This is a genomic window from Bacillus cereus group sp. N6 (assembly GCF_016483705.1).
Taxonomy (GTDB): domain Bacteria; phylum Bacillota; class Bacilli; order Bacillales; family Bacillaceae_G; genus Bacillus_A; species Bacillus_A wiedmannii.
This window is the reverse complement of sequence record NZ_JAEHBI010000023.1, coordinates 1-19,337: the sequence shown is the minus strand read 5'-3', so window position 1 is coordinate 19,337 and position 19,337 is coordinate 1. Positions and strand designations below refer to the sequence as shown.

The following is a 19,337-nucleotide window of genomic DNA, read 5'->3' as shown; positions in this document are numbered from 1 at the left end:
AGTATGCTATTGGAGTAGTCTGTTTTTATTATGTAAAATGAAATGAGATTGAGAGTATCTTTATAATATTTAAAGGTATATTTTGTATGATATTTGTCGAAAAATAGAGGTATTTGTTTGCTTTGTGTATAATTATAATCGTATAAAATGCAAATAAAGGAGATTACTATGGGAGTTTATTGGGGTACCAAAAGACATTCTTGGCTTAGTTATGTCTCATTTTGGTTAAGTATTTCATTTTTTATTGTCTTTCTAATTGAAGTGTTTATTTTAAAAACACTTTCGAATAGTTCGGTGCAAATTGTTAAATATTTTTATTTTATACTTGTACCAGTAAACATCTTTCTTAGTTTAAAGTTACTCTTTAAGAAGAATGAAAAGAAAGCATTACCTATTTTTAGTTTCATCGTATCATTATTATTTACAATTTTAATACTAGTATTAGCGTTAGTAGCTACGGGGAAATTCTTTTAAGGGGAGTGATAAAAGTCACTCTTCTTTTTTGTGATTGTAAGGAAATACTAAGCGGAGGATGGACAAAGAGTGCATTTACTTATGTTTGATATGATTGGAAAGCGTTAGAAGCATATTAAGAAATACAATGAGAGACAATTCATATAATAATGAAGAGAATCAGGTGTTTTACATGCAATTATGAAGCAAATGAATACGGTAAAAACGACGATATATGGTACAATACATATGGATAGTGATAGAGATAAAGGGTATATAAAATACTCATCGTTTTTTAGTAAGAGAGGGGTTATCTTATGCTATACGAGGATTTGATGACATTATTTCAAGCAGCTCCGAAAGAAGAAGGTAGAGGCGGCTGGAAATATATAATCCAGGAACGAAATGATAAATATGAAATTGTTGATGAACTGTTGAAAAATCAAATGAGTGTTGAATTGTATTTTAATGAATATGATGAGGTGAAAATCACTTTATATAAAGATGGAATGCCTATTTCTACTATGCAAAGAATTGCGATTTCAAAAGTTGAATTAGACGAAGAGGAAGAAGGAATTCAATTCGTTTTAGAACGTATGCCTAGTCGGATGATTCGGTTGCAATTAAAGCCATATTTAGCACTCGAAATGGGGCCGTACTGGGAAGTATGCGATGATTGTGAATGAACATAAAAGAAGCATCCAATAACATGGATGCTTCTTTTATGTTTTTTGAAGTTGTTTAAAAGCAATAATTGGCAGTAAAATGATGCTGACCCATCCAATTATAGGATATAGAATGTGGAGTAATTCACTGTAACCAATGTAACTAAAGCAATAACTAATTAGTAAAATGAAGAAAATAATATTGTTACTTTTCCATCTGGTGATGGATTGAATTTGTTTTGTCATTCCGAACACATTACCAACTAAAGTTGTGAACACTTCACCGAAAATGATAAGAACAAAGAAAAAGTGAAAAGTTGCATTGAATTTTCTTATGACTTCAGCCATTGGGATATTATATTGATAAAATTGATCGACTGATAAAATAGCTAAATGGCTACATAATAAAATTAAAGAAAGTCCTGCACCGCCTAAAATACCGCCCCATAAAATGGCCTTTCGATCTTTTACTTCACTGGCTAACGGGACGAGAACGCTTTGGGCGAGAGAAAGATTTAAGGCGACATATGTAATAGGACTAGTAATCCACTTCATATTCCAGCTTTCTGCAGGAATAGTGTCACTAATAGGAGTTGTACCGTGAAAAAAAGTTGTAATAGCAAGTCCGATAATAAAAATCATCATAATAGGTACGACAAGTGTATTAACTTCAAAAACCCCTTGTAATCCGCGACTACCTATAATGAGACAGGCGATCAATATAATGAAAATACCAAGTTGTCTTGGTAAACGAAGTTGCTCTTCAAATACCGCCCCAGCTCCTGATAACATAACGCTCGTTACACCAAATAATACGAGTAATAATAGTGTGTTTACAATATTGCCAACTACATCCCCAAATAAATATTTGTTAAATTCTTGCGCTGAAAATGCACCGATTTGTGATGAAAGTAACATCATCTTTGTGCCAAGCCAAATAAAAAAAAATCCACTTACACATATGCCAATTGTTCCATATAATCCGTTCACTGTAAAAAATTCAACGATTTCTCGTCCAGTAGCAAATCCAGCTCCAACGACTGTTCCAATATAAGTAGCAGCGACCTTCTTTGCTACTTGCCATTGTTGATTGTCCATGTTATCCCTCTTTCTACTACGATGAGCTTGATTTACTATTATGCATATGTATGAGCTTGGACAATTAGACGTATGAAGTGTTTGAAAACATACATGAATTAAAAGATATTAGGGAAGTATTAAAGGTGTTAAAACTTTGTTACATATGAGCCAATCGTTCGAAAGGATAGGAAATGTATGGTAACATGTAACTAGGTTATTAAAAGATAAACATTATGAAATGATAAGAGGAGTGGATTGTATGAGTACGAAAACAAATGTTGTTGAAGTATTAAACAAGCAGGTAGCAAACTGGAATGTGTTATATGTGAAACTACATAATTATCACTGGTATGTGACAGGACCACACTTCTTTACGTTACATGAGAAATTTGAAGAGTTTTACAATGAAGCTGGAACAAATATTGATGAATTAGCAGAACGTATTTTAGCGTTGGAAGGTAAACCGCTAGCGACAATGAAAGAATATCTTGCAACATCTAGTGTGAGTGAAGGGACAAGCAAGGAATCTGCAGAAGAAATGGTGCAAACATTAGTGAATGATTACTCTGCACTTATTCAAGAATTAAAAGAAGGTATGGAAGTTGCTGGCGAAGCTGGCGATGAAACATCAGCAGATATGTTGTTAGCGATTCATACAACATTAGAACAACATGTATGGATGCTAAGTGCGTTCTTAAAATAAATATAAGTATATAAAGAAAAAAGTCATTGAAAAATTCTTTCAATGGCTTTTTTTGTCATTTTTCAGTTTTCTTTTATGCTATAATATAGTAAAAAGGAGGCGATGCAATGTTTCGCTTTTTCAGAACTGGAAAAGAAGAGCGTGAAATTACGAAAGATGAATTAGAACAAGCGATGGCTAAGTTTCTAGAAACGAATGCTAATATTGTTTATACAGTATTAGTAAATGATGATTATACAGTAAATTATGATTTGTTAAAGCCGTATTTACTTGCATTTCCAACAAATAGTTTTCTTATTACGAAGGAAACGCTTGAGGTATTTGAACATACAGAAGAAAATCTAAACCTAGTTAAAGAAATTGATATCGTACAAAAAGCAGTAGATCAATACGTAACAGAAAAAGAAATGTTTCCAATTGTTGAAGGTAGTGAAGATCGCCTTATATGCGGGATGAAATTAGGGCCGTATTTAAATCGTATATTAAAAAGAGACTTATATATTTCAGAAAAACACTATTTAGTTTCAAGTAAACCAGACAGAAAAAAACAAAAGAGTGGGTAGATGTATTGAAAACAACAATAAATATATTGTTGTCTTTTTTTGTTTAGTAAAATATTGATTTTTCAGTTTATTAAGTTTTATACTAAACTTATTGGACGAAGAGAAGTAATGATTAAGTATTGTTAGCGTGAGTTATATACAGTGATTACAGAATGGTATAAAGGTTTGAGAAATAAATATTATAAAAGATTACGGGGGAATGGATGTATGAAAAATAGTATGACTTACATTCAATTATTAAATGAAACGTTACATTGTTACGCAAATAAAGGGAGTTTGGAAGCGTACACTTATATAATGGAGCATGCTAAAGGTGTAGTGGGGAATAAAGCGCAAATATATAATTTTAAATATGCGCTAGCGAGTGCAGCGGGGCTTGAAGAAGAAGCGTTACAGATAATGAAGGAAGCTATTATAGACAATGGATTTTGGTACGGAAATGAGTATTTAATTTCGGACGATGATTTAACACCACTACATAAATTTGAAGAGTTTCATAAAATGGTTCAATTATGTAAAGAAAGAGAAGAATTAGCAAAGAAAACAGAACGAGCAGACGTGAAATATTTAGACAGCAATAAAGAAGGAAAACTATTTATTGCAATGCACGGGGATCAAGAAAATATAGAAATAATAGAACCATATTGGAAATCTGTTTTGACACAAGATTATACGTTAGCTTTACCACAATCTTCGCAAATTCAGTTTTCAGATGGATTTGTTTGGGATGATAAACATAGAGGGAAAGAGGAATTAAAAGAGCATTACGTTATGTTTATAGAAAATCATACAGTAGAAAGTGTAATAATTGGTGGTTTTTCTGCTGGCGCAAGAGTAGCTTTGTATACAATTTTACAAAAAGATATAGATGTAGATGGTTTTATTTTTGTGGCGCCGTGGCTTCCAGAGATTGAAGAATGGAATGAGTTGTTGGAAGTGTTACAGAATAAAAATATAAAGGGATATATAGTGTGTGGGGATCAAGATGAAGATTGTTTCGAATGTACGCAGCAATTTGTACAATTATTAAGAGATAAGAATATAGAACATGAGTTTAAAGTTATACCCAATTTAAATCATGATTATCCTAAGGATTTTGATGAACTATTAAAAGAAGCTATTGAATATATAGACGACAAAAATAATAAGTAGTAAAAAAGGGAGATGCATCATAATTGATGTATCTCCCTTTTGTCATTATAAATGAAAAGCATTTGCTAGTAAGCGATAAGAATTCAATTTATCTTCAAATCGATGAGTAATTGTGACAATCATAAATTCATCAGTATTGTACGCTTTGCTTAAGTTTACGATTTGTTCTTTCACAGAAGATGGATCACCGACGATCATACGTTGACGATTTTCTTTTATACGGAATAAATCATAAGCGCTGTATGAATAATTTTGTGCAGTTTCGATAGAAGGAGTACCAGTTGTACGCTTTCCTTGTTCTAGTAATAAGATTGATAAATCTAAACTAGAAGCAATTTTTTCCGCCTCTTCATTCGTTTCTCCGCAAATAACAAAAATAGAGACGATTGATTTTGGTTTATCTCCTAAATAAGAAGGTTGGAACTGTTCTTGATAAGCATTCATTACTTCAGGGCCACCGTATCCGTTAATGAACTGTGCGAATGCAAAAGAAGCACCTTGTTTTGCGGCAATCATTGCACTCTCTCCGCTAGAACCAAGCATCCACATCTCGGGAGATGTTGGAATGACAGGAGTAGCCTTTAAATTTGCATAATGATGGTTTTCTGGTACTTGATCATGTAAGTACATTGCAACATCTGCAATTTGTTCTGGGTATTGATCAAGTGAGACCATTTTGCCTTCTTGAAGTGCGCGAGTTGCAATTGGCATACCACCAGGTGCTCTGCCGACACCAAGATCAATACGATTTGGATAAAGCGCTTCTAAAACACGGAAATTCTCAGCAACTTTATATGGGCTATAGTGCGGCAACATAACACCACCTGAACCCACTCTCATACGATCTGTTTTTGCTGCAATATGTGAAATAAGTATTTCAGGACTTGAACCAGCAAGGCTGACAGAGTTGTGATGCTCCGATACCCAAAAGCGTGTATATCCGAGTTTTTCAACTTCTTGCGCAAGTGTAACTGTATGTGAAAAAGCTTGGGCTGCTGTACTACCATCTGAAATAGGTGATTGGTCTAATACGCTTAATTTAATCATAGAATATACCTCTCAATCTTAATGTACATCCTATTATATATTTACTTACGAAAAATGCGTAATAAAATGCTCAAAATAAAAAGTGGATAAATTCTATATTTACTTTTAACGAGAAAATCCTCGTTCATAATGATTCATTTCGGCTAAATTTAATATATATTCGTAGTTATCAATCTCAAGTTTTAGTTGTTCACGCTCTTTTTTAGATAGATGCTTACAACTAAGTTTGTTGCATAGTTGTTGTTTCTTTTCTTCTAAATACTTCTTTGTAGCTTGGTAGTCGTAAGTTTGTTTCATTTTTAACCACTCCTTCTTTGCTGTTGCTATATTATACGAAGCGTGAAGAGGTGTGAAAGCTAACTCTTATGTACTTTTAGTGAATATTCCTCTTTCTATGTTGTTATGTTTATAGGAATTTATGAATAAAATGCACTAAACCACTAATGCCCATAAAAGCCCGATTGGTTCAACTAATAATCAGTAGGGGAAGACCCCCCACTGATTATAGTTTCACTTTATGAAGTAAGGGGTGGAATTGTGCAGAAAGATATAATGTATAACACTGAGATGGATGAAACGTTAAAAGTTATAAATAAAGGGTTAAAGAAGACGACTCGTCCGAAGCGAATTATAGTAGTAGGGGCCGGTATGGCTGGGTTGGTTTCGGCATCTTTATTAAAAGCTGCAGGACATGATGTGAAGATTTTTGAAGCAAACAACCGGGTAGGTGGCCGCATAGAGACGGTTAGAATGGAAGATACCGGATTATATTTAGATGTTGGGGCAATGAGAATTCCGTATTCGCACACATTAACGATGGCATATATAAGAAAATTCGGGCTACAGGTAAGCCCTTTTATTAATAGGAATGAGACAGATATCGTTTACGTAAATGGCCGAAAAACGACATTAAAACAATATGAAAAAGATCCAAGTATATTAAAGTATCCTGTGGAAATGAATGAAGTTGGGAAAACGTCTGAGGAGCTATTAATGTTAGCGGTGCAGCCCATTATAAATTTTATAAAAAAGAACCCAGAGAAAAATTGGGATATTGTAGTAAAGGATTTTGGGAGATACTCTACAGGACAATTTTTAAAGTATTACCCTTATCAATATAATACTTACTTTTCACCAGTAACAATCGAGATGATTGGTGTTTTATTAGATTTAGAAGGTTTTTTGGAAAGGTCATTTGTTGAGACGTTACGCTTTTTATATATTATGCAAGTGGAGAGTGGATTTTGTGAAATAGTAGGCGGGAATGATAGATTACCGAAGTCCTTTTTACCACAATTAGAAGAAAATATTATATATAATCAAAAATTAATGAAGCTACAACAACATGATAATGGTGTGACAGCTTTCTATCGAAACGAGGAAACTTTTGAGTATAGTAGTATTACAGGGGATTTAGTTATTATTACAATTCCATTTTCGACAATGCGCTTTGTGGAAGTAGATCCATTTAATTCTATATCTCATGAAAAATGGAAAGCGATTCGTGAATTGCATTATATGCCAGCGACGAAAATAGGAATTCAATTTAAAAGTCGATTTTGGGAAGAACAAGGACAATTAGGTGGCAGAATTATAACGGATTTACCAATTCGTTACGCCTATTATCCAAGTCACGGAATTGGAGAAAAAGGACCTGCTATGATGTTAGGAAGCTATACATGGTCTTATGATGCGTTGTTATGGGATGGGTTATCAAAAGGTGATCGTATTTATTACACACTACAAAATTTAGCGACCATATTAGGCGGTCAAGTATATGATGAGTTCATGTCTGGCATATCAAAAAGTTGGACATTGGATCCATATGCACTTGGAGGATTTGCGCTATTTCAGGCAGGTCAAGAATCTGAGCTACAACCAGCGATTATAAAACCAGAGGGGAGATTATACTTTGCAGGTGATCATACAACGTTATATCACGGATGGATACAAGGTGCAATTGAATCTGGAGTTCGTGTAGCGGTAGAGGTAAATAATTAAAATGTATAAAATTCAGAAATTTCTTTACTGTATAGTTTGAGATGGATATTATTATATATAAAAGAATTAAAAGGAGTGTTGAAAGTGAATCCGTTATTATTTGATTTTCCTTCTGAATTTTATACTGATAGGCTATTTATTCGAATGCCGAAACCGGGTGACGGTAAATCTGTATACGATGCAATTCAAGCTTCTATGAAAGAATTAAAACCTTGGATGGTTTTTGCACAAAAAGAGCAAACAGAGGAAGAAGTAGAAGTGAGCATTAGAAAATCGCATATTCAATTTTTACAGCGTGAGGATTTAAGATTACTAGTTTTTTCGAAAGAAACAGGTGAATTTATTGCATCAGCTGGATTGCATCGTATTAATTGGGATATACCTCAATTTGAAATTGGGTATTGGATTGATTCAAGGTTTAGTGGAAAGGGTTATATGGTAGAGGCTGCAAAGGGTATAACAGATTATGCTTTTTCTGAGCTGAAAGCAAATCGCGTAGAAATTCGATGTGATTCTTTAAATAAGAAGAGTAGAGCGATACCTGAGAAATTAGGATTTAAGTTAGAAGGTACATTGGAAAGTGCGAGTGTAGCGGTAGATGGAAATGGATTAAGGGATATGTGTGTATTTGCCATGACTAGAAATACATATGAAAAAGAAGAGCTGTAAAGAAACAGCTCTTCTTTTTGTGTATTATGGTACAGGATGTCCATTAGAGCTTTCGAAAATTGTAAACCATTGTTGACGATCTAAATTAACTTTTGTAGCAAGGGCGGCTGTTTTAACACGATCTAATTTACCAGATCCAACGATTGGCATCATGTTAGCTGGATGAGCAAGCAGCCATGCATACATAACTGTATCGATGCTAGTAACATCTAGTTCAGTAGCAACCTTCTGTAAAGTTTCACGTAAACGTACAGCACGTTCTGATTGACCAGTAAAGATTTCTCCGCCAGCAAGAGGCGACCAAATCATAGGATTGATTCGCTTTTCTTGGCATAAATCAATTGTCCCTTTTTCGAAATGTTCAAGCTGCATCGCAGATACTTCAATTTGATTTGTAATGAGCGGGAAATCTAAATAAGAACTTAACATATTAAACTGTGAAGGTAAAAAGTTAGATACACCGAAGTGACGGACTTTTCCTTCTTGCTTTAAGCGTGAGAACGCTTCTGCTACTTCATTTGGATCCATAAATGGATCAGGGCGATGAATGAGCAGTACATCAATATAATCTGTATGTAAGTTTTGTAGTGAGTCTTCCGCGCTTTTTATTATATGTTCAGCACTCGTATTGTAGTGCGCAACATATCTCTCTGGAAATTTTGGTGATGGGGGAGCGATTCCACATTTTGTGATAATTTGCATGTCTTCGCGTAAGGAAGGCTTGAGTTGTAACGCTTCTCCAAATAATCCTTCACACGTATATCCGCCATAAATATCAGCATGATCGAAAGTAGTAATTCCCATATCCATACAAGCTTCCATAAAAGAAAGTAACTCTTGCTTTGGCATATTCCATTCTGCTAAACGCCAAAAACCTTGAATAATACGAGAAAATTCTAGTGTTTCGGCCATTTGAACTCGTTCCATTATAAGTACCTCCTTGATGAATGAATCATTTTTTGAAAAGGCTTTCTTGCTACATATTATTATATAGTTACAGTGTCGTACATACAATAAATATGTTTTGCTACAAAAACGATTTTCTCTATATGCTATAATGTAAAAACATATAGCTATAAGGAGATGTACGAAATGATTCCAGTAACAATATTAACTGGTTTTCTTGGATCAGGGAAAACGACATTATTAAATCGCATTTTATCAGAAAATCACGGTCATAAATTAGCAGTGATTGTAAATGAAATAGGACAAATTGGTATTGATAATCAGCTGATTATGAATGTCGAAGAAGAGATTATGGAGATGACGAATGGATGTTTATGTTGTACTGTACGTGAAGATTTACTAGTCGCTTTAAAACAATTACTGGACGTAAAAGCAGAAGGTAAAATGGAATTTGATGGATTAGTAATTGAAACGACTGGTCTTGCAAATCCAGGTCCGATTATTCAAACATTCTTTTTAGATCCTGTGATTCAATCTGCATACCAAATTAACGGCGTTGTAACAGTAGTAGATAGTTATCATATACATAAACATTTTGAAAAAGGACTAGAAGCAAAGGAACAAATTGCATTTGCTGATGTCGTTTTAGTAAATAAATTAGATTTAGTGGATGAAAGTGAAAAGGAAAATCTATTGCAGGAACTGCAAGGTATTAACCCAACTGCAAAGTTAATCGAGGCGACTAACTGTGATGTAGATATTCCATCGTTACTACAAATTCAAACGTTTAAAACGAAAGATACGTTACAAATTTATCCTCATAAAGAGCATAATCATCTAGAAGGGGTAAAGTCGTTTGTACTACGCGAAGAGCGACCGTTAGATTTACAAAAACTAAATGAGTGGATGTCAGCTGTCGTTCAAGAGCTAGGGGAGTATTTATATCGCTACAAAGGAATTTTATCGATTGATGGAGTAGATAAACGTATCGTTTTCCAAGGTGTGCATACACTGTTTGCTGCATCATATGATAGAGAGTGGCAAGAGGGCGAAGAACGAGTAAGTGAAGTTGTGTTTATCGGAAAAGATATTAATAAAGAATGGTTCCAAGAACATTTCGGGGAGTGTGTGAAATAAGTCTGCATATATTGCAGGCTTATTTTTTAACTTAACTAAGTATTTTGTAGAAAAATGCTAGATTGCAAAAAACGAAGGATAATAAAAAGCCTGTTTTCACAGGCTTGTATGTTCATCTAATAGTAACTCCATTACAACACCTACAACTGGACCTTCGTCATCAATATCACCATTTAAACGGAAACCAAATGACTCGTATAATCCCATTGCGAGTTTGTTGTCTGGATGTAAACTTAAATAAATTATTTTACATTCAAATTTATCTTGTAAGAATTGAATGAGTATGCGAAGGAAACGTTTTGCGTATCCTTTTCCTTGATATTGCTCGTCAATCATAAAGCGATCTAACCACACACTTTTACGTTTTTCCCAATACCATCCATACATTGCGTATCCTACAAGTGTTTCTCCATCATATAAACCTACTGACGTTCCGTTTCCCTCATATAATGATTCTGCTAGAGAAAACGCATTGCTTTCAATAAATTGCTGCTGGTCTTTTGCGACGTTTAAAGCAGCTACCGAACGCCAATTTTTTGCTGTAACTTCACAAATGTGAAGAGTCATAATTCCAACTCACCTTCTAAATTAATATAGCTTAAAAGCTAATATGGATAATTTTACTTGTTATTTTGGTCAAGTCAAGTAAGAACAAATAAAAAAGAAGCTGAATGACATATTCAGCTTCTTTTAAAAATTTGATTAGTTAGTAGCTTCTTTTAATGTATTTACGTTTTCTTCCATTAAAGTGAAGTAATCTTTATTGCTCTTCGCATCATCTTCAGAAATAGTAGCAAGATGATTTAAGCGTAAAATTTTTGTACCCGTCTCTTTTTGAATTACGGACGCTACCTTTGGTGTAGAGAATGTTTCAAATAAAATATATTGTAGATTATGTTCTTTTACTGTTTTTGTAATGTCAGCAAGCTGTTTTTGAGATGGTTCATTAGAAGCTGAAATACCAGCGATAGCAATTTGTTTCAGGCCATAGCGTTGTTCCCAGTATCCATAAGCCGCATGAGAAACTAAAATGTCTTTCGTTTTTGCATTCGCAACAGCTGCTTTAAATTGATCATCTAAATCAGTAAATTTTGTTTGCAGTGCTGCGAAATTTTTTTCGAACTCTTGTTGATGATCAGGCTGTAATTCTACAAGTGCATTTTTAATTTTTTCTGCCTGTTTCATTGCTAGAGTAGGGTCTAACCAAATGTGTGGGTCTTTATCGTGATGATGTTCATCCTCTTTATGGCCGTCTCCGTGATCATGATGCTCTTCTTCAGTAGAAGTACGCAGTTCAATACCTTTTGATGCATTTACAATTTTAACATTTTCTTTTTGTAATGCTTTTTCCATTTTTTCAGCAAATGGTTCTAATTCAGCGCCGTTATAAACGAATAAATCGGCTTTTGCAACTTGTACTGTTTGTTTTTGACTTGGTTCAAATGTATGTGAATCTGCACCAGGTGGGTAAATCGCTTCAACAGTTACATAGTCGCCACCAATTTTTTTTGCAAAATCTGCAAGAGGAAAAATAGTAGTATAAACAGTTAGCTTTCCGTCTTTCTTGGCATTACCTTCTTTTTTATTTGAGCAGCCAGTAAAAATTAAAGTGAAAATAAGTAAGAATGAAAATATAGTCAATCTTTTAGGCATGAAGTTCTCCTCTTTTCTTTTTTTACGGATATATTTTCCCCAATTATAGAAGAAAAATATCATTTTAATACAAAACGGAATAATTACGTTTTAGTTTGCGAACTTAGTATAATACATCTTTTATAAAGTTGCAATAAATAATAATCATTCCGATTTGTTTTTGTTATAAAGTTGTCAAATTTGGATGTATTATTTTTAGGAATGCATGCATATGTGACAACGCTACGTTCATATATTTGAAAGGAGGGTGTAGAGGGGGATGAGTGTTTGGGTTACTTAATGGAAGCTATTTTATTGATATTAGCGGTAGTATTACCATTAGCATTAGTCTTAATTTTTTTAAGAAGATTAATAAGTAATTTAGGAGATGCATCAACAGTAACAAAATTGCGAGAGAAAGATGAGAAAAAACAGTGAGTAAAGCACTATGCGTACGCATAGTGCTTTACTTGTGGTAAAATGAGAGCAGGAAACTCCTAAAAGTTGTATTTTACTGAAGGAGAGAAAAGTAAAATAAGAGGTATATGCATATATGAATAAGCGAACAGCGTTAGTACTTGGTGCAAGTGGTTTAGTTGGACAAGAGATAACGCGTCTATTACTTGAATCAGATTACTACGATTCGGTTACTATTTTTGTAAGGGAACCAATGCAATGGCAACATGAAAAATTACAGCAAAAGCAAATAGATTTTTCGATGTTAGAGGAATATAAAGAGTTTTTTGCTGTAGATGACGTATTTAGTTGTCTAGGAACAACAATCAAAAAAGCAAAAACAAAGGCAAATTTCAAAAAGGTAGATTATGAATATACGTTACGAGCTGCTTGTTTAGCTGAAAAACAAGGGGTACAAAATTTCCTTGTTGTGTCTTCAATGGGAGCAAAACCTAAATCGTTTTTCTTTTATTCGCAAGTTAAAGGGAGAATGGAAGAGGAATTACAAAAGTTAGTCATTGGTGGTATTCACATTTTTAGGCCATCTTTATTAGTAGGAAATCGACAAGAATTTCGTTTCGGTGAACGAATGGCTGAAAAGTTATCTCGTATCATTCCTTTTATATTTAAAGGGGCTTTCAAAAAGTATAAACCAATTTCAGCGAAAGATGTGGCGAAAGGGATGTATATAACTGCATTGAGAGAAGAAACGGGTATTTATATTTATAACTCAAATGAAATTACAACGATAGAATAAAAAACGTGAAAAATGGCATGTATTAAAAATCAAGTTTGAATCTTGAATGAATAGTAAATACATGTAGTTTAGCAATTATAAGAAAGTAAAAAAGGAGTGGGAATCCCACTCCTTTTTTACGATAATTTATTATGCAAATCGCATTCTTATCCCGCTATTTGTGGACAGCAAAACCCCCGCGGATTAAAGTTTCACTTTATACGTCTCCAACTCTAGTACGACAAGTGACCTCGTTTATTGCAATGCTATTTTTAGAGTCGTATTATACTAACGGATGATTTCGTCTTATAAGAATGTTTCACTTCATTTGAAAATATACTACTATCATATATCCATTGTTTGTAATGCCAATAAATCAAATAGAATATACTTTCTATTTGGAAATAATCTGTTTGAGTAAAATCTGAAGGGAATTGGGTTCCGAAGATATAAAAGTCCTATATGTACTACTCCGTATTTTTGGGAGATTTGCAAAAGGAGGATATAAGAATGAGTAAAAAAGAAATGTTGCAAAATGGAATTAAGCAAGTGTTTTACGAAGAAGAATGGTATCCACCTTTATCAGACGCGTTAAAGCACCTTACTGCTGCACAAGCATGTTGGCAACCAGAAGGAGAGGCTAGTAATACGATTTGGGAAAATGTAAACCATTTACTTATCTTTAAAGAACGCTTACTTGCCCGCTTGCATCAAGATGAAACATTTGTGGCGCCACAAAATAATGATGAAACGTTTGTCCAAGGTGGACGTAATGATGAGGATGCTTGGCAACAAACAGTGTTGCGAACAATTCAAGTGCATGATGCCTTACAATCTGCATTAATATCCCTTCAAGAAGCAGAACTAAATCAATTAACTCCTTCTCTACCAATTTGGCAACAATATATGAACATCCTTTTGCACGATGCTTATCATACCGGGCAAATTGTGCAACTTCGCAAGCTTCAAGGTTCATGGCCAGCGCATCGTTCTTATTTGTAAATGATACTTAAAATTGTTGGAGTTATAAACGAAACAAACGAATTAATATGTAGAATACTACTATATGAAAAAACAATTTCTCACTTAATCTGAGGAATTGTTTTTTTTCGTAATCATGATTGTGGAATTCGATTTTTAACCCTGTCACATATTCAGAAAGGGAGATAAATACATAAAAAAATAGGTGTATCAAGCAAAATGTTGATCCACCTTAAAACGATATTATGAAATAACATACGTTATCTTATAGTATACTTTTTATTCCTCTAGATTCAGTAGTACATATTATTCTCGGTTTTATTTATTTGTATGGAGTTTCCCCGGTGCTCGTTTGTATTGATACGGTTCTTCTAACTCAAAACTAAGTTCATTGGCGGCTATTCTTGGAAAGTAAGGATTGCGAAGTAACTCACGTCCGATAAAAATTAAATCTGCTTCGTTATTATTTAAAATTTGTTCTGCCTGTACTCCATTCGTAATCAAACCAACAGCCCCAGTTGCAATGTTAGCATGTTCTTTAATATGTTTAGCATATTGCACTTGATACCCGGGATATACATCGATGTGTGCCGGAACAACAGCTCCAGAACTACAATCAATTAAATCTACTCCTTGTTCTTTCATCCAGTTTGTATATGGAACGTAATCTTGAACCGTTAAACCGTCAGGATGATAATCGTTTGCTGAAATACGAACAAATAACGGTCCGTTCCAAACTTCATTTATTGAGTCAATGATTTCACGTAAGAAACGATAGCGATTTTCAGGTGAACCTCCATATTCATCGGTCCGTTTATTAGAAAGTGGAGAAAGAAATTCATTAATAAGATAACCGTGAGCGCCGTGTATTTCAATAACGTCAAATCCAGCTTGTTTGGATCGTATTGCAGCCTCTTGAAAAGCTAATATGGTCTTTTTTATTTGCTGTATACTCATTTCTACTGGGATTTTCATAGTTTCATTAAACGGAATTGCGGATGGAGCGAGAGCATCCGTTTCTAATTCAGCTTTTCTTCCGGCGTGAGCAAGTTGAATGGCGGCTTTTGCGCCGTTATCATGTATAAAAGTTGTCGTTTTATGTAAGCCTTCAATTAGGCTATCATCCCATATACCTAGGTCTTTATTAGAAATTCTTCCTTCAGGTAACACGGCTGTTGCTTCGATCATAACTAAACCAACTTGACCAGCAGCTCTTGTTCCGTAATGAACGTGATGGAAATTAGTTACTTGGCCATCCTCGTTTTCTGATGAATACATGCACATAGGTGACATAACGATACGGTTTTTTAATGTAACGTCCTTAATTGTATAAGGTGAAAAAAGTTCAGAATTCATCCAATAGCCTCCTAGATTGAATTTTCTTACATTGTATCATTCTTGTTTTTGTTTCCCTAATAAAACGCTTATACGAAAAATTTTGTCTATTCGTGTTACAATAATTAATATGAATTGAATTGGAGGATGACATATGTACCAGGCTTATTATGAAAGTGAATTAGGCTTGCTGGAAATTACAGCGAACGATAAAGGAATTACGTCTGTTATATTTGTTGATGAGAGACAAGAAGAACATAAAAATGAAATAATAGATCAATGTATAAATGAGCTAGATGAATATTTTAAGGGGAAAAGAAAAGAGTTCACAGTCCCGCTATCTGCTGAGGGAACAGTATTTCAAAAAAATGTATGGGATGCGCTTTATACTATCCCTTATGGCGTAAGTGCTTCATATTTAGATATTGCAGAGAAGGTTGGAAATACGAAAGCTGTACGGGCGATAGGAGGGGCAAATAGTCGGAATCCAATTTCAATAATCGTTCCATGTCACCGTGTAATAGGAAAGAGTGGAAAGCTTGTTGGATATGCTGGTGGTTTATGGAGGAAAGAGTGGTTATTAAAACACGAAGGTATTATGAAATGACGTATGGATGGGAAGAGGGATTGTTTTGAAATGTATAAATTGTGGGCAACCTTGCGAGGAGGAACAGTTAAATTGTGCAAGTTGTCAGCGAAAGTTGGATAATGAACAAGGTGAAAGTAGCTCGTTAATAGATAAAGAACTAGAAGTATATGTAGGGAGACAATATCCGTATTACAAAAGAAAATGGGAGCTTGAGAATAAGCGGATTGCTAGGTGGAGCTGGAATGGTTGGGCAACTATTTTCAATATAGGTTGGCTTGGATATCGTAAGTACTATTTACCGGCAGCATTATTTGTATTGTTATTAGTAGCGTGTGATGCGTTTTCTTATTATATGGGTTTCAATGTAGCACTGCCAATCATTAATATGGTGCCTCTTACGTTTTTATTACTCATTTTTATTCTGTTTGGAATGGGGATTTTTGCAAATGGATTATACTATCAATTTGCGGAAAGACGTATATACCGAATAAAAGCAAGAGAAATAAAAGATAAATCAGTTGAAAACTATCTTATCCATGATAGCGGCGGAACGAGCAAAATGGGAGCGACAATTGTTACTATTTTAGCAGTTGCTAGCATATTTTTTAGTCATTTCTTTTTTCCGACTGATCGAGACGTTATACAAAAGGTTCGTACAAGCTCGCTTTATGAATATCCTTTCTTTTCAATAGGTGAATCTTTCGAAAATTATTTTCAAAATTCAGGTTGGATATATTATCGTGGAACGGAAGGGTTAGAATTAGTAGAATTCCAAGGATATAACGCGGGAGCACCAAGACAAAAGGTGACGATTCAATTTGTTGTCGATTATAAATTGGGTGAAGTGGAACCGTACTCGCTTACGGTTAATGGTGAATCTAAAAATGAAGAAGAGTTTTTGAAGATGATGGACGAAATATTTAAGGTTCAAAATCCATTTGATATAGAGGATGGATTACAAGTAAATGCGATTCAAAAAAGCGGCTGGAAAGAAACTTCCGACCGCTTTTTTCTATGTTTGTTAAAATAAATATTTAAAATAATCAGAATCTTTTGTATAATGAAATATATTATACGAGATTTAACTTATACATATAGATTGGGGGAAGGAAGAATGAAGAGAAAGACAACAACAATTGCTGCACTTGCGTTAACGACAAGTGTATTGGTTGCAGGATGTGGGAATGGTGAGAAGGCTTCGACAACGAAGAAAGAATCGAATAAGGAAATGGCAGATAAACAAGTTTTAAATTTGCTAGAAACAGCTGAAATTCCTTCAATGGATACATCTAAATCAACGGATTCTGTATCTTTCCGTGCCTTTGTAAATGCAATGGAAGGTTTATATCGTCTAGATAAAGATAATAAACCAACACCAGGCATGGCAAAAGATGTGAAGATTAGTGAAGATAAAAAGACATATACATTTGAATTACGTGATGCGAAATGGTCAAATGGTGATCCAGTTCGAGCACAAGATTTTGTATATGCATGGCAACGTACATTAGATAAAGCAATAGCGGCAGAATATGCATTCATTTTATTTGATGTGAAAAATGCACAGAAAGTAAATAAAGGAGAATTACCATCAGATCAATTGGGTGTTAAAGCGAAGGATGATAAAACGTTGGTAGTAGAATTAGAGCAACCAGCACCTTATTTTCTTGAGCTTACGTCGTTCCCTACATTTTTCCCATTAAATGAAAAATATGTGAAAGAGCAAGGAGATAAATACGGATTAGAAGCAGATAAATTATTATATAATGGACCATTTACAATGAGTCAATGGAAACATGAACAAAATTATCAGTTAAAGAAAAATCCTAATTATTGGGATAAAGATACTGTAAAGTTAGACGAAATTAATGTAAGTATTGTGAAGGAAACAAGCACTGGAGTAAATTTATATGATAGTGATCAAGCAGATCGAGTTATTTTAACTTCTGAATTTGTTGATAAATATAAAAAGAATAAGCCAGATGAATTTAAAACGAAGTTAGATCCACGTATGTATTTCTTGCGTTTTAACCAAAAAAATGCAACATTTAAAAACCAAAAAGTACGTGAAGCGATTGATTTAGCATACGATAAAAAAGGAATTGCTGATGTCATTTTAAATGACGGTTCTTTGCCAGCATATTTCTTAGTACCTGAAAAATTCACGACAGGTCCGGATGGAAAAGACTTCCGCTCTGTAAATAAAAACTTCCGTGATAGTAAAGATAACGCAGCGAAAGCAAAAAAATTATGGGAAGAAGCGAAGAAAGAGCTTGGTCAAGATACAATTACGGTTGAATTACTAAATGATGATAATGGTAGCCGTAAAAAAGTAGGCGACTTTATTAAAGAAGAATTAGAGAAAAACTTACCTGGTATTAAAGTGAATTTGAAACAGCAACCATACAAGCAGAAGCTAGATTTAGAAAAGAAATTCGAATATGAATTCTCATTATCTGCATGGAGCCCTGACTATCCAGATCCAATGACTTATATTGATATGTTTGTTACTGGAAGCTCATTTAATGAAATGAATTATTCTAATCCGAAGTATGATGATTTAGTAGCGAAATCAAAAGGAGAGCTATTAAAAGATGATAAAGCACGCTGGAATGCACTTGCGGAAGCTGAAAAAATCTTAATTGGTCAAGATGCTGCCATTTCTCCTACGTATCAACAAAGCACAGCTTATTTAGAGAAGCCGTTTGTAAAAGGTATTGCTAATCATACGTTTGGCGGGGACTTCAGTTATAAATGGGCATATATTACAAAGAAATAGTATAATAAAAGGTGAGTGAATTTTCGCTCATCTTTTTTGTATAAGGAGGAATTATAGTTGTTAAGGGGAATCAATCATCTTTGTTTTTCAGTGTCTAATTTAGAAAACTCTATTATGTTTTATGAAAAAGTATTAGGGGGAGAATTATTAGTTAAAGGGAGAAAATTGGCGTATTTTAACATATGTGGAGTATGGATAGCACTTAATGAAGAGAAACATATTCCGAGAAATGAGATTCATCAATCTTATACGCACATTGCATTTTCTGTTGAACAAGAAGACTTTGAACGTCTAATACAGCGATTAGAAGAAAATGATGTTCATATTTGATATTAAGTCAATAAAATAGACACAGATAATTTCAATTATGCAGCCTCCGATTCGTACATACGTTCTTTTTTAGCCGGTGATAAGTAACCATTCGCTGAATGAATTCTTTTACGATTATAGAAAATT

Annotated in this window: 21 protein-coding genes and 1 pseudogene; 15 read left to right on the top strand and 7 right to left on the bottom strand. The window is 34.0% G+C overall.

What is annotated here, in order from left to right; genetic code table 11:
• Positions 1–168: 168 nt before the first annotated feature.
• Together JDS99_RS16840 and JDS99_RS16835 are read left to right on the top strand one after the other, a co-directional pair.
• A complete protein-coding gene (locus tag JDS99_RS16840; protein WP_000539573.1) occupies positions 169–474 on the top strand; it encodes a hypothetical protein in 306 nt (101 codons plus the stop codon).
• A gap of 296 nt (positions 475–770) precedes the next feature.
• A complete protein-coding gene (locus JDS99_RS16835) occupies positions 771–1,139 on the top strand; it encodes a DUF3979 family protein (protein ID WP_000965083.1) in 369 nt (122 codons plus the stop codon).
• 36 nt (positions 1,140–1,175) lie between these two features.
• Here the strand turns inward: JDS99_RS16835 and JDS99_RS16830 are convergent, their stop codons facing one another.
• Positions 1,176–2,216, bottom strand: a complete 1,041-nt coding sequence (locus JDS99_RS16830; protein ID WP_199695400.1) for a YkvI family membrane protein — start codon at positions 2,214–2,216, stop codon at positions 1,176–1,178.
• Positions 2,217–2,457: 241 nt separating this feature from the next.
• Here JDS99_RS16830 and JDS99_RS16825 point away from each other — a divergent pair, with 241 nt between their 5' ends.
• The 3 genes from JDS99_RS16825 to JDS99_RS16815 all read left to right on the top strand — a co-directional run bounded on the left by JDS99_RS16825 (position 2,458) and on the right by JDS99_RS16815 (position 4,616).
• Positions 2,458–2,901 (top strand): Dps family protein, encoded by a 444-nt coding sequence (locus tag JDS99_RS16825; protein WP_000105195.1) that lies wholly within the window; start codon positions 2,458–2,460, stop codon positions 2,899–2,901.
• Between the two features lie 107 nt (positions 2,902–3,008).
• A complete protein-coding gene (locus tag JDS99_RS16820) occupies positions 3,009–3,464 on the top strand; it encodes a DUF3939 domain-containing protein (RefSeq protein ID WP_060490081.1) in 456 nt (151 codons plus the stop codon).
• Between the two features lie 207 nt (positions 3,465–3,671).
• Positions 3,672–4,616, top strand: a complete 945-nt coding sequence (locus JDS99_RS16815; RefSeq protein ID WP_097908270.1) for an alpha/beta hydrolase — start codon at positions 3,672–3,674, stop codon at positions 4,614–4,616.
• Positions 4,617–4,661: 45 nt separating this feature from the next.
• Here the strand turns inward: JDS99_RS16815 and JDS99_RS16810 are convergent, their stop codons facing one another.
• Together JDS99_RS16810 and JDS99_RS16805 are read right to left on the bottom strand one after the other, a co-directional pair.
• Positions 4,662–5,663 carry an LLM class flavin-dependent oxidoreductase gene (locus JDS99_RS16810; protein ID WP_048543155.1) on the bottom strand — a complete coding sequence of 334 codons (1,002 nt, stop codon included), beginning with the start codon at positions 5,661–5,663 and terminating at the stop codon, positions 4,662–4,664.
• A gap of 105 nt (positions 5,664–5,768) precedes the next feature.
• Positions 5,769–5,960, bottom strand: a complete 192-nt coding sequence (locus JDS99_RS16805) for a DUF3896 family protein (protein WP_199695399.1) — start codon at positions 5,958–5,960, stop codon at positions 5,769–5,771.
• Between the two features lie 240 nt (positions 5,961–6,200).
• Between JDS99_RS16805 and JDS99_RS16800 the strand changes: the two genes are divergently transcribed.
• Positions 6,201–7,664, top strand: a complete 1,464-nt coding sequence (locus tag JDS99_RS16800) for a flavin monoamine oxidase family protein (RefSeq protein WP_098649353.1) — start codon at positions 6,201–6,203, stop codon at positions 7,662–7,664.
• 84 nt (positions 7,665–7,748) lie between these two features.
• Entirely contained in the window at positions 7,749–8,333 is a 585-nt protein-coding gene (locus JDS99_RS16795; RefSeq protein ID WP_048543150.1) for a GNAT family N-acetyltransferase, read from the top strand.
• 24 nt (positions 8,334–8,357) lie between these two features.
• Here the strand turns inward: JDS99_RS16795 and JDS99_RS16790 are convergent, their stop codons facing one another.
• A complete protein-coding gene (locus JDS99_RS16790; RefSeq protein WP_088063104.1) occupies positions 8,358–9,260 on the bottom strand; it encodes an aldo/keto reductase in 903 nt (300 codons plus the stop codon).
• A 165-nt stretch (positions 9,261–9,425) separates the two neighbouring features.
• Here JDS99_RS16790 and JDS99_RS16785 point away from each other — a divergent pair, with 165 nt between their 5' ends.
• Complete coding sequence (locus JDS99_RS16785; RefSeq protein WP_000613417.1) at positions 9,426–10,376, top strand: CobW family GTP-binding protein; 951 nt, start codon at positions 9,426–9,428, stop codon at positions 10,374–10,376.
• Between the two features lie 96 nt (positions 10,377–10,472).
• Here JDS99_RS16785 and JDS99_RS16780 read toward each other — a convergent pair whose 3' ends face one another.
• Positions 10,473–10,943, bottom strand: a complete 471-nt coding sequence (locus JDS99_RS16780; RefSeq protein ID WP_088063105.1) for a GNAT family N-acetyltransferase — start codon at positions 10,941–10,943, stop codon at positions 10,473–10,475.
• 135 nt (positions 10,944–11,078) lie between these two features.
• The gene (locus JDS99_RS16775) at positions 11,079–12,029 is read right to left on the bottom strand and encodes a metal ABC transporter substrate-binding protein (protein ID WP_098856728.1); all 951 of its coding nucleotides are present in this window, start codon (positions 12,027–12,029) and stop codon (positions 11,079–11,081) included.
• A 267-nt stretch (positions 12,030–12,296) separates the two neighbouring features.
• On the opposite strand from JDS99_RS16775, the gene JDS99_RS16770 reads away from it, so the two are divergent.
• From JDS99_RS16770 to JDS99_RS16760, 3 genes are all read left to right on the top strand, one after another.
• Positions 12,297–12,446: a hypothetical protein gene (locus tag JDS99_RS16770; RefSeq protein ID WP_199695398.1), complete on the top strand. Its 150-nt coding sequence runs from the start codon at positions 12,297–12,299 to the stop codon at positions 12,444–12,446.
• Between the two features lie 115 nt (positions 12,447–12,561).
• Complete coding sequence (locus JDS99_RS16765; protein WP_048559679.1) at positions 12,562–13,221, top strand: oxidoreductase; 660 nt, start codon at positions 12,562–12,564, stop codon at positions 13,219–13,221.
• 489 nt (positions 13,222–13,710) lie between these two features.
• Complete coding sequence (locus tag JDS99_RS16760) at positions 13,711–14,202, top strand: DinB family protein (protein ID WP_088063107.1); 492 nt, start codon at positions 13,711–13,713, stop codon at positions 14,200–14,202.
• Positions 14,203–14,499: 297 nt separating this feature from the next.
• On the opposite strand, the gene namA is transcribed toward JDS99_RS16760, so the two are convergent.
• Entirely contained in the window at positions 14,500–15,537 is a 1,038-nt protein-coding gene (gene namA, locus JDS99_RS16755; RefSeq protein WP_087982772.1) for an NADPH dehydrogenase NamA, read from the bottom strand.
• 133 nt (positions 15,538–15,670) lie between these two features.
• On the opposite strand from namA, the gene JDS99_RS16750 reads away from it, so the two are divergent.
• From JDS99_RS16750 to JDS99_RS16735, 4 genes and pseudogenes are all read left to right on the top strand, one after another.
• On the top strand, positions 15,671–16,123 hold the full coding sequence (locus JDS99_RS16750) for a methylated-DNA--[protein]-cysteine S-methyltransferase (protein WP_087982770.1): 453 nt from the start codon (positions 15,671–15,673) through the stop codon (positions 16,121–16,123).
• Between the two features lie 7 nt (positions 16,124–16,130).
• Entirely contained in the window at positions 16,131–17,135 is a 1,005-nt protein-coding gene (locus JDS99_RS16745) for a DUF2628 domain-containing protein (RefSeq protein WP_098133674.1), read from the top strand.
• Between the two features lie 84 nt (positions 17,136–17,219).
• Positions 17,220–18,881 carry a peptide ABC transporter substrate-binding protein gene (locus JDS99_RS16740; RefSeq protein ID WP_097906697.1) on the top strand — a complete coding sequence of 554 codons (1,662 nt, stop codon included), beginning with the start codon at positions 17,220–17,222 and terminating at the stop codon, positions 18,879–18,881.
• Positions 18,882–18,938: 57 nt separating this feature from the next.
• Positions 18,939–19,208, top strand: a pseudogene (locus tag JDS99_RS16735) (VOC family protein); the annotation flags it as partial.
• Positions 19,209–19,337: the final 129 nt, after the last annotated feature.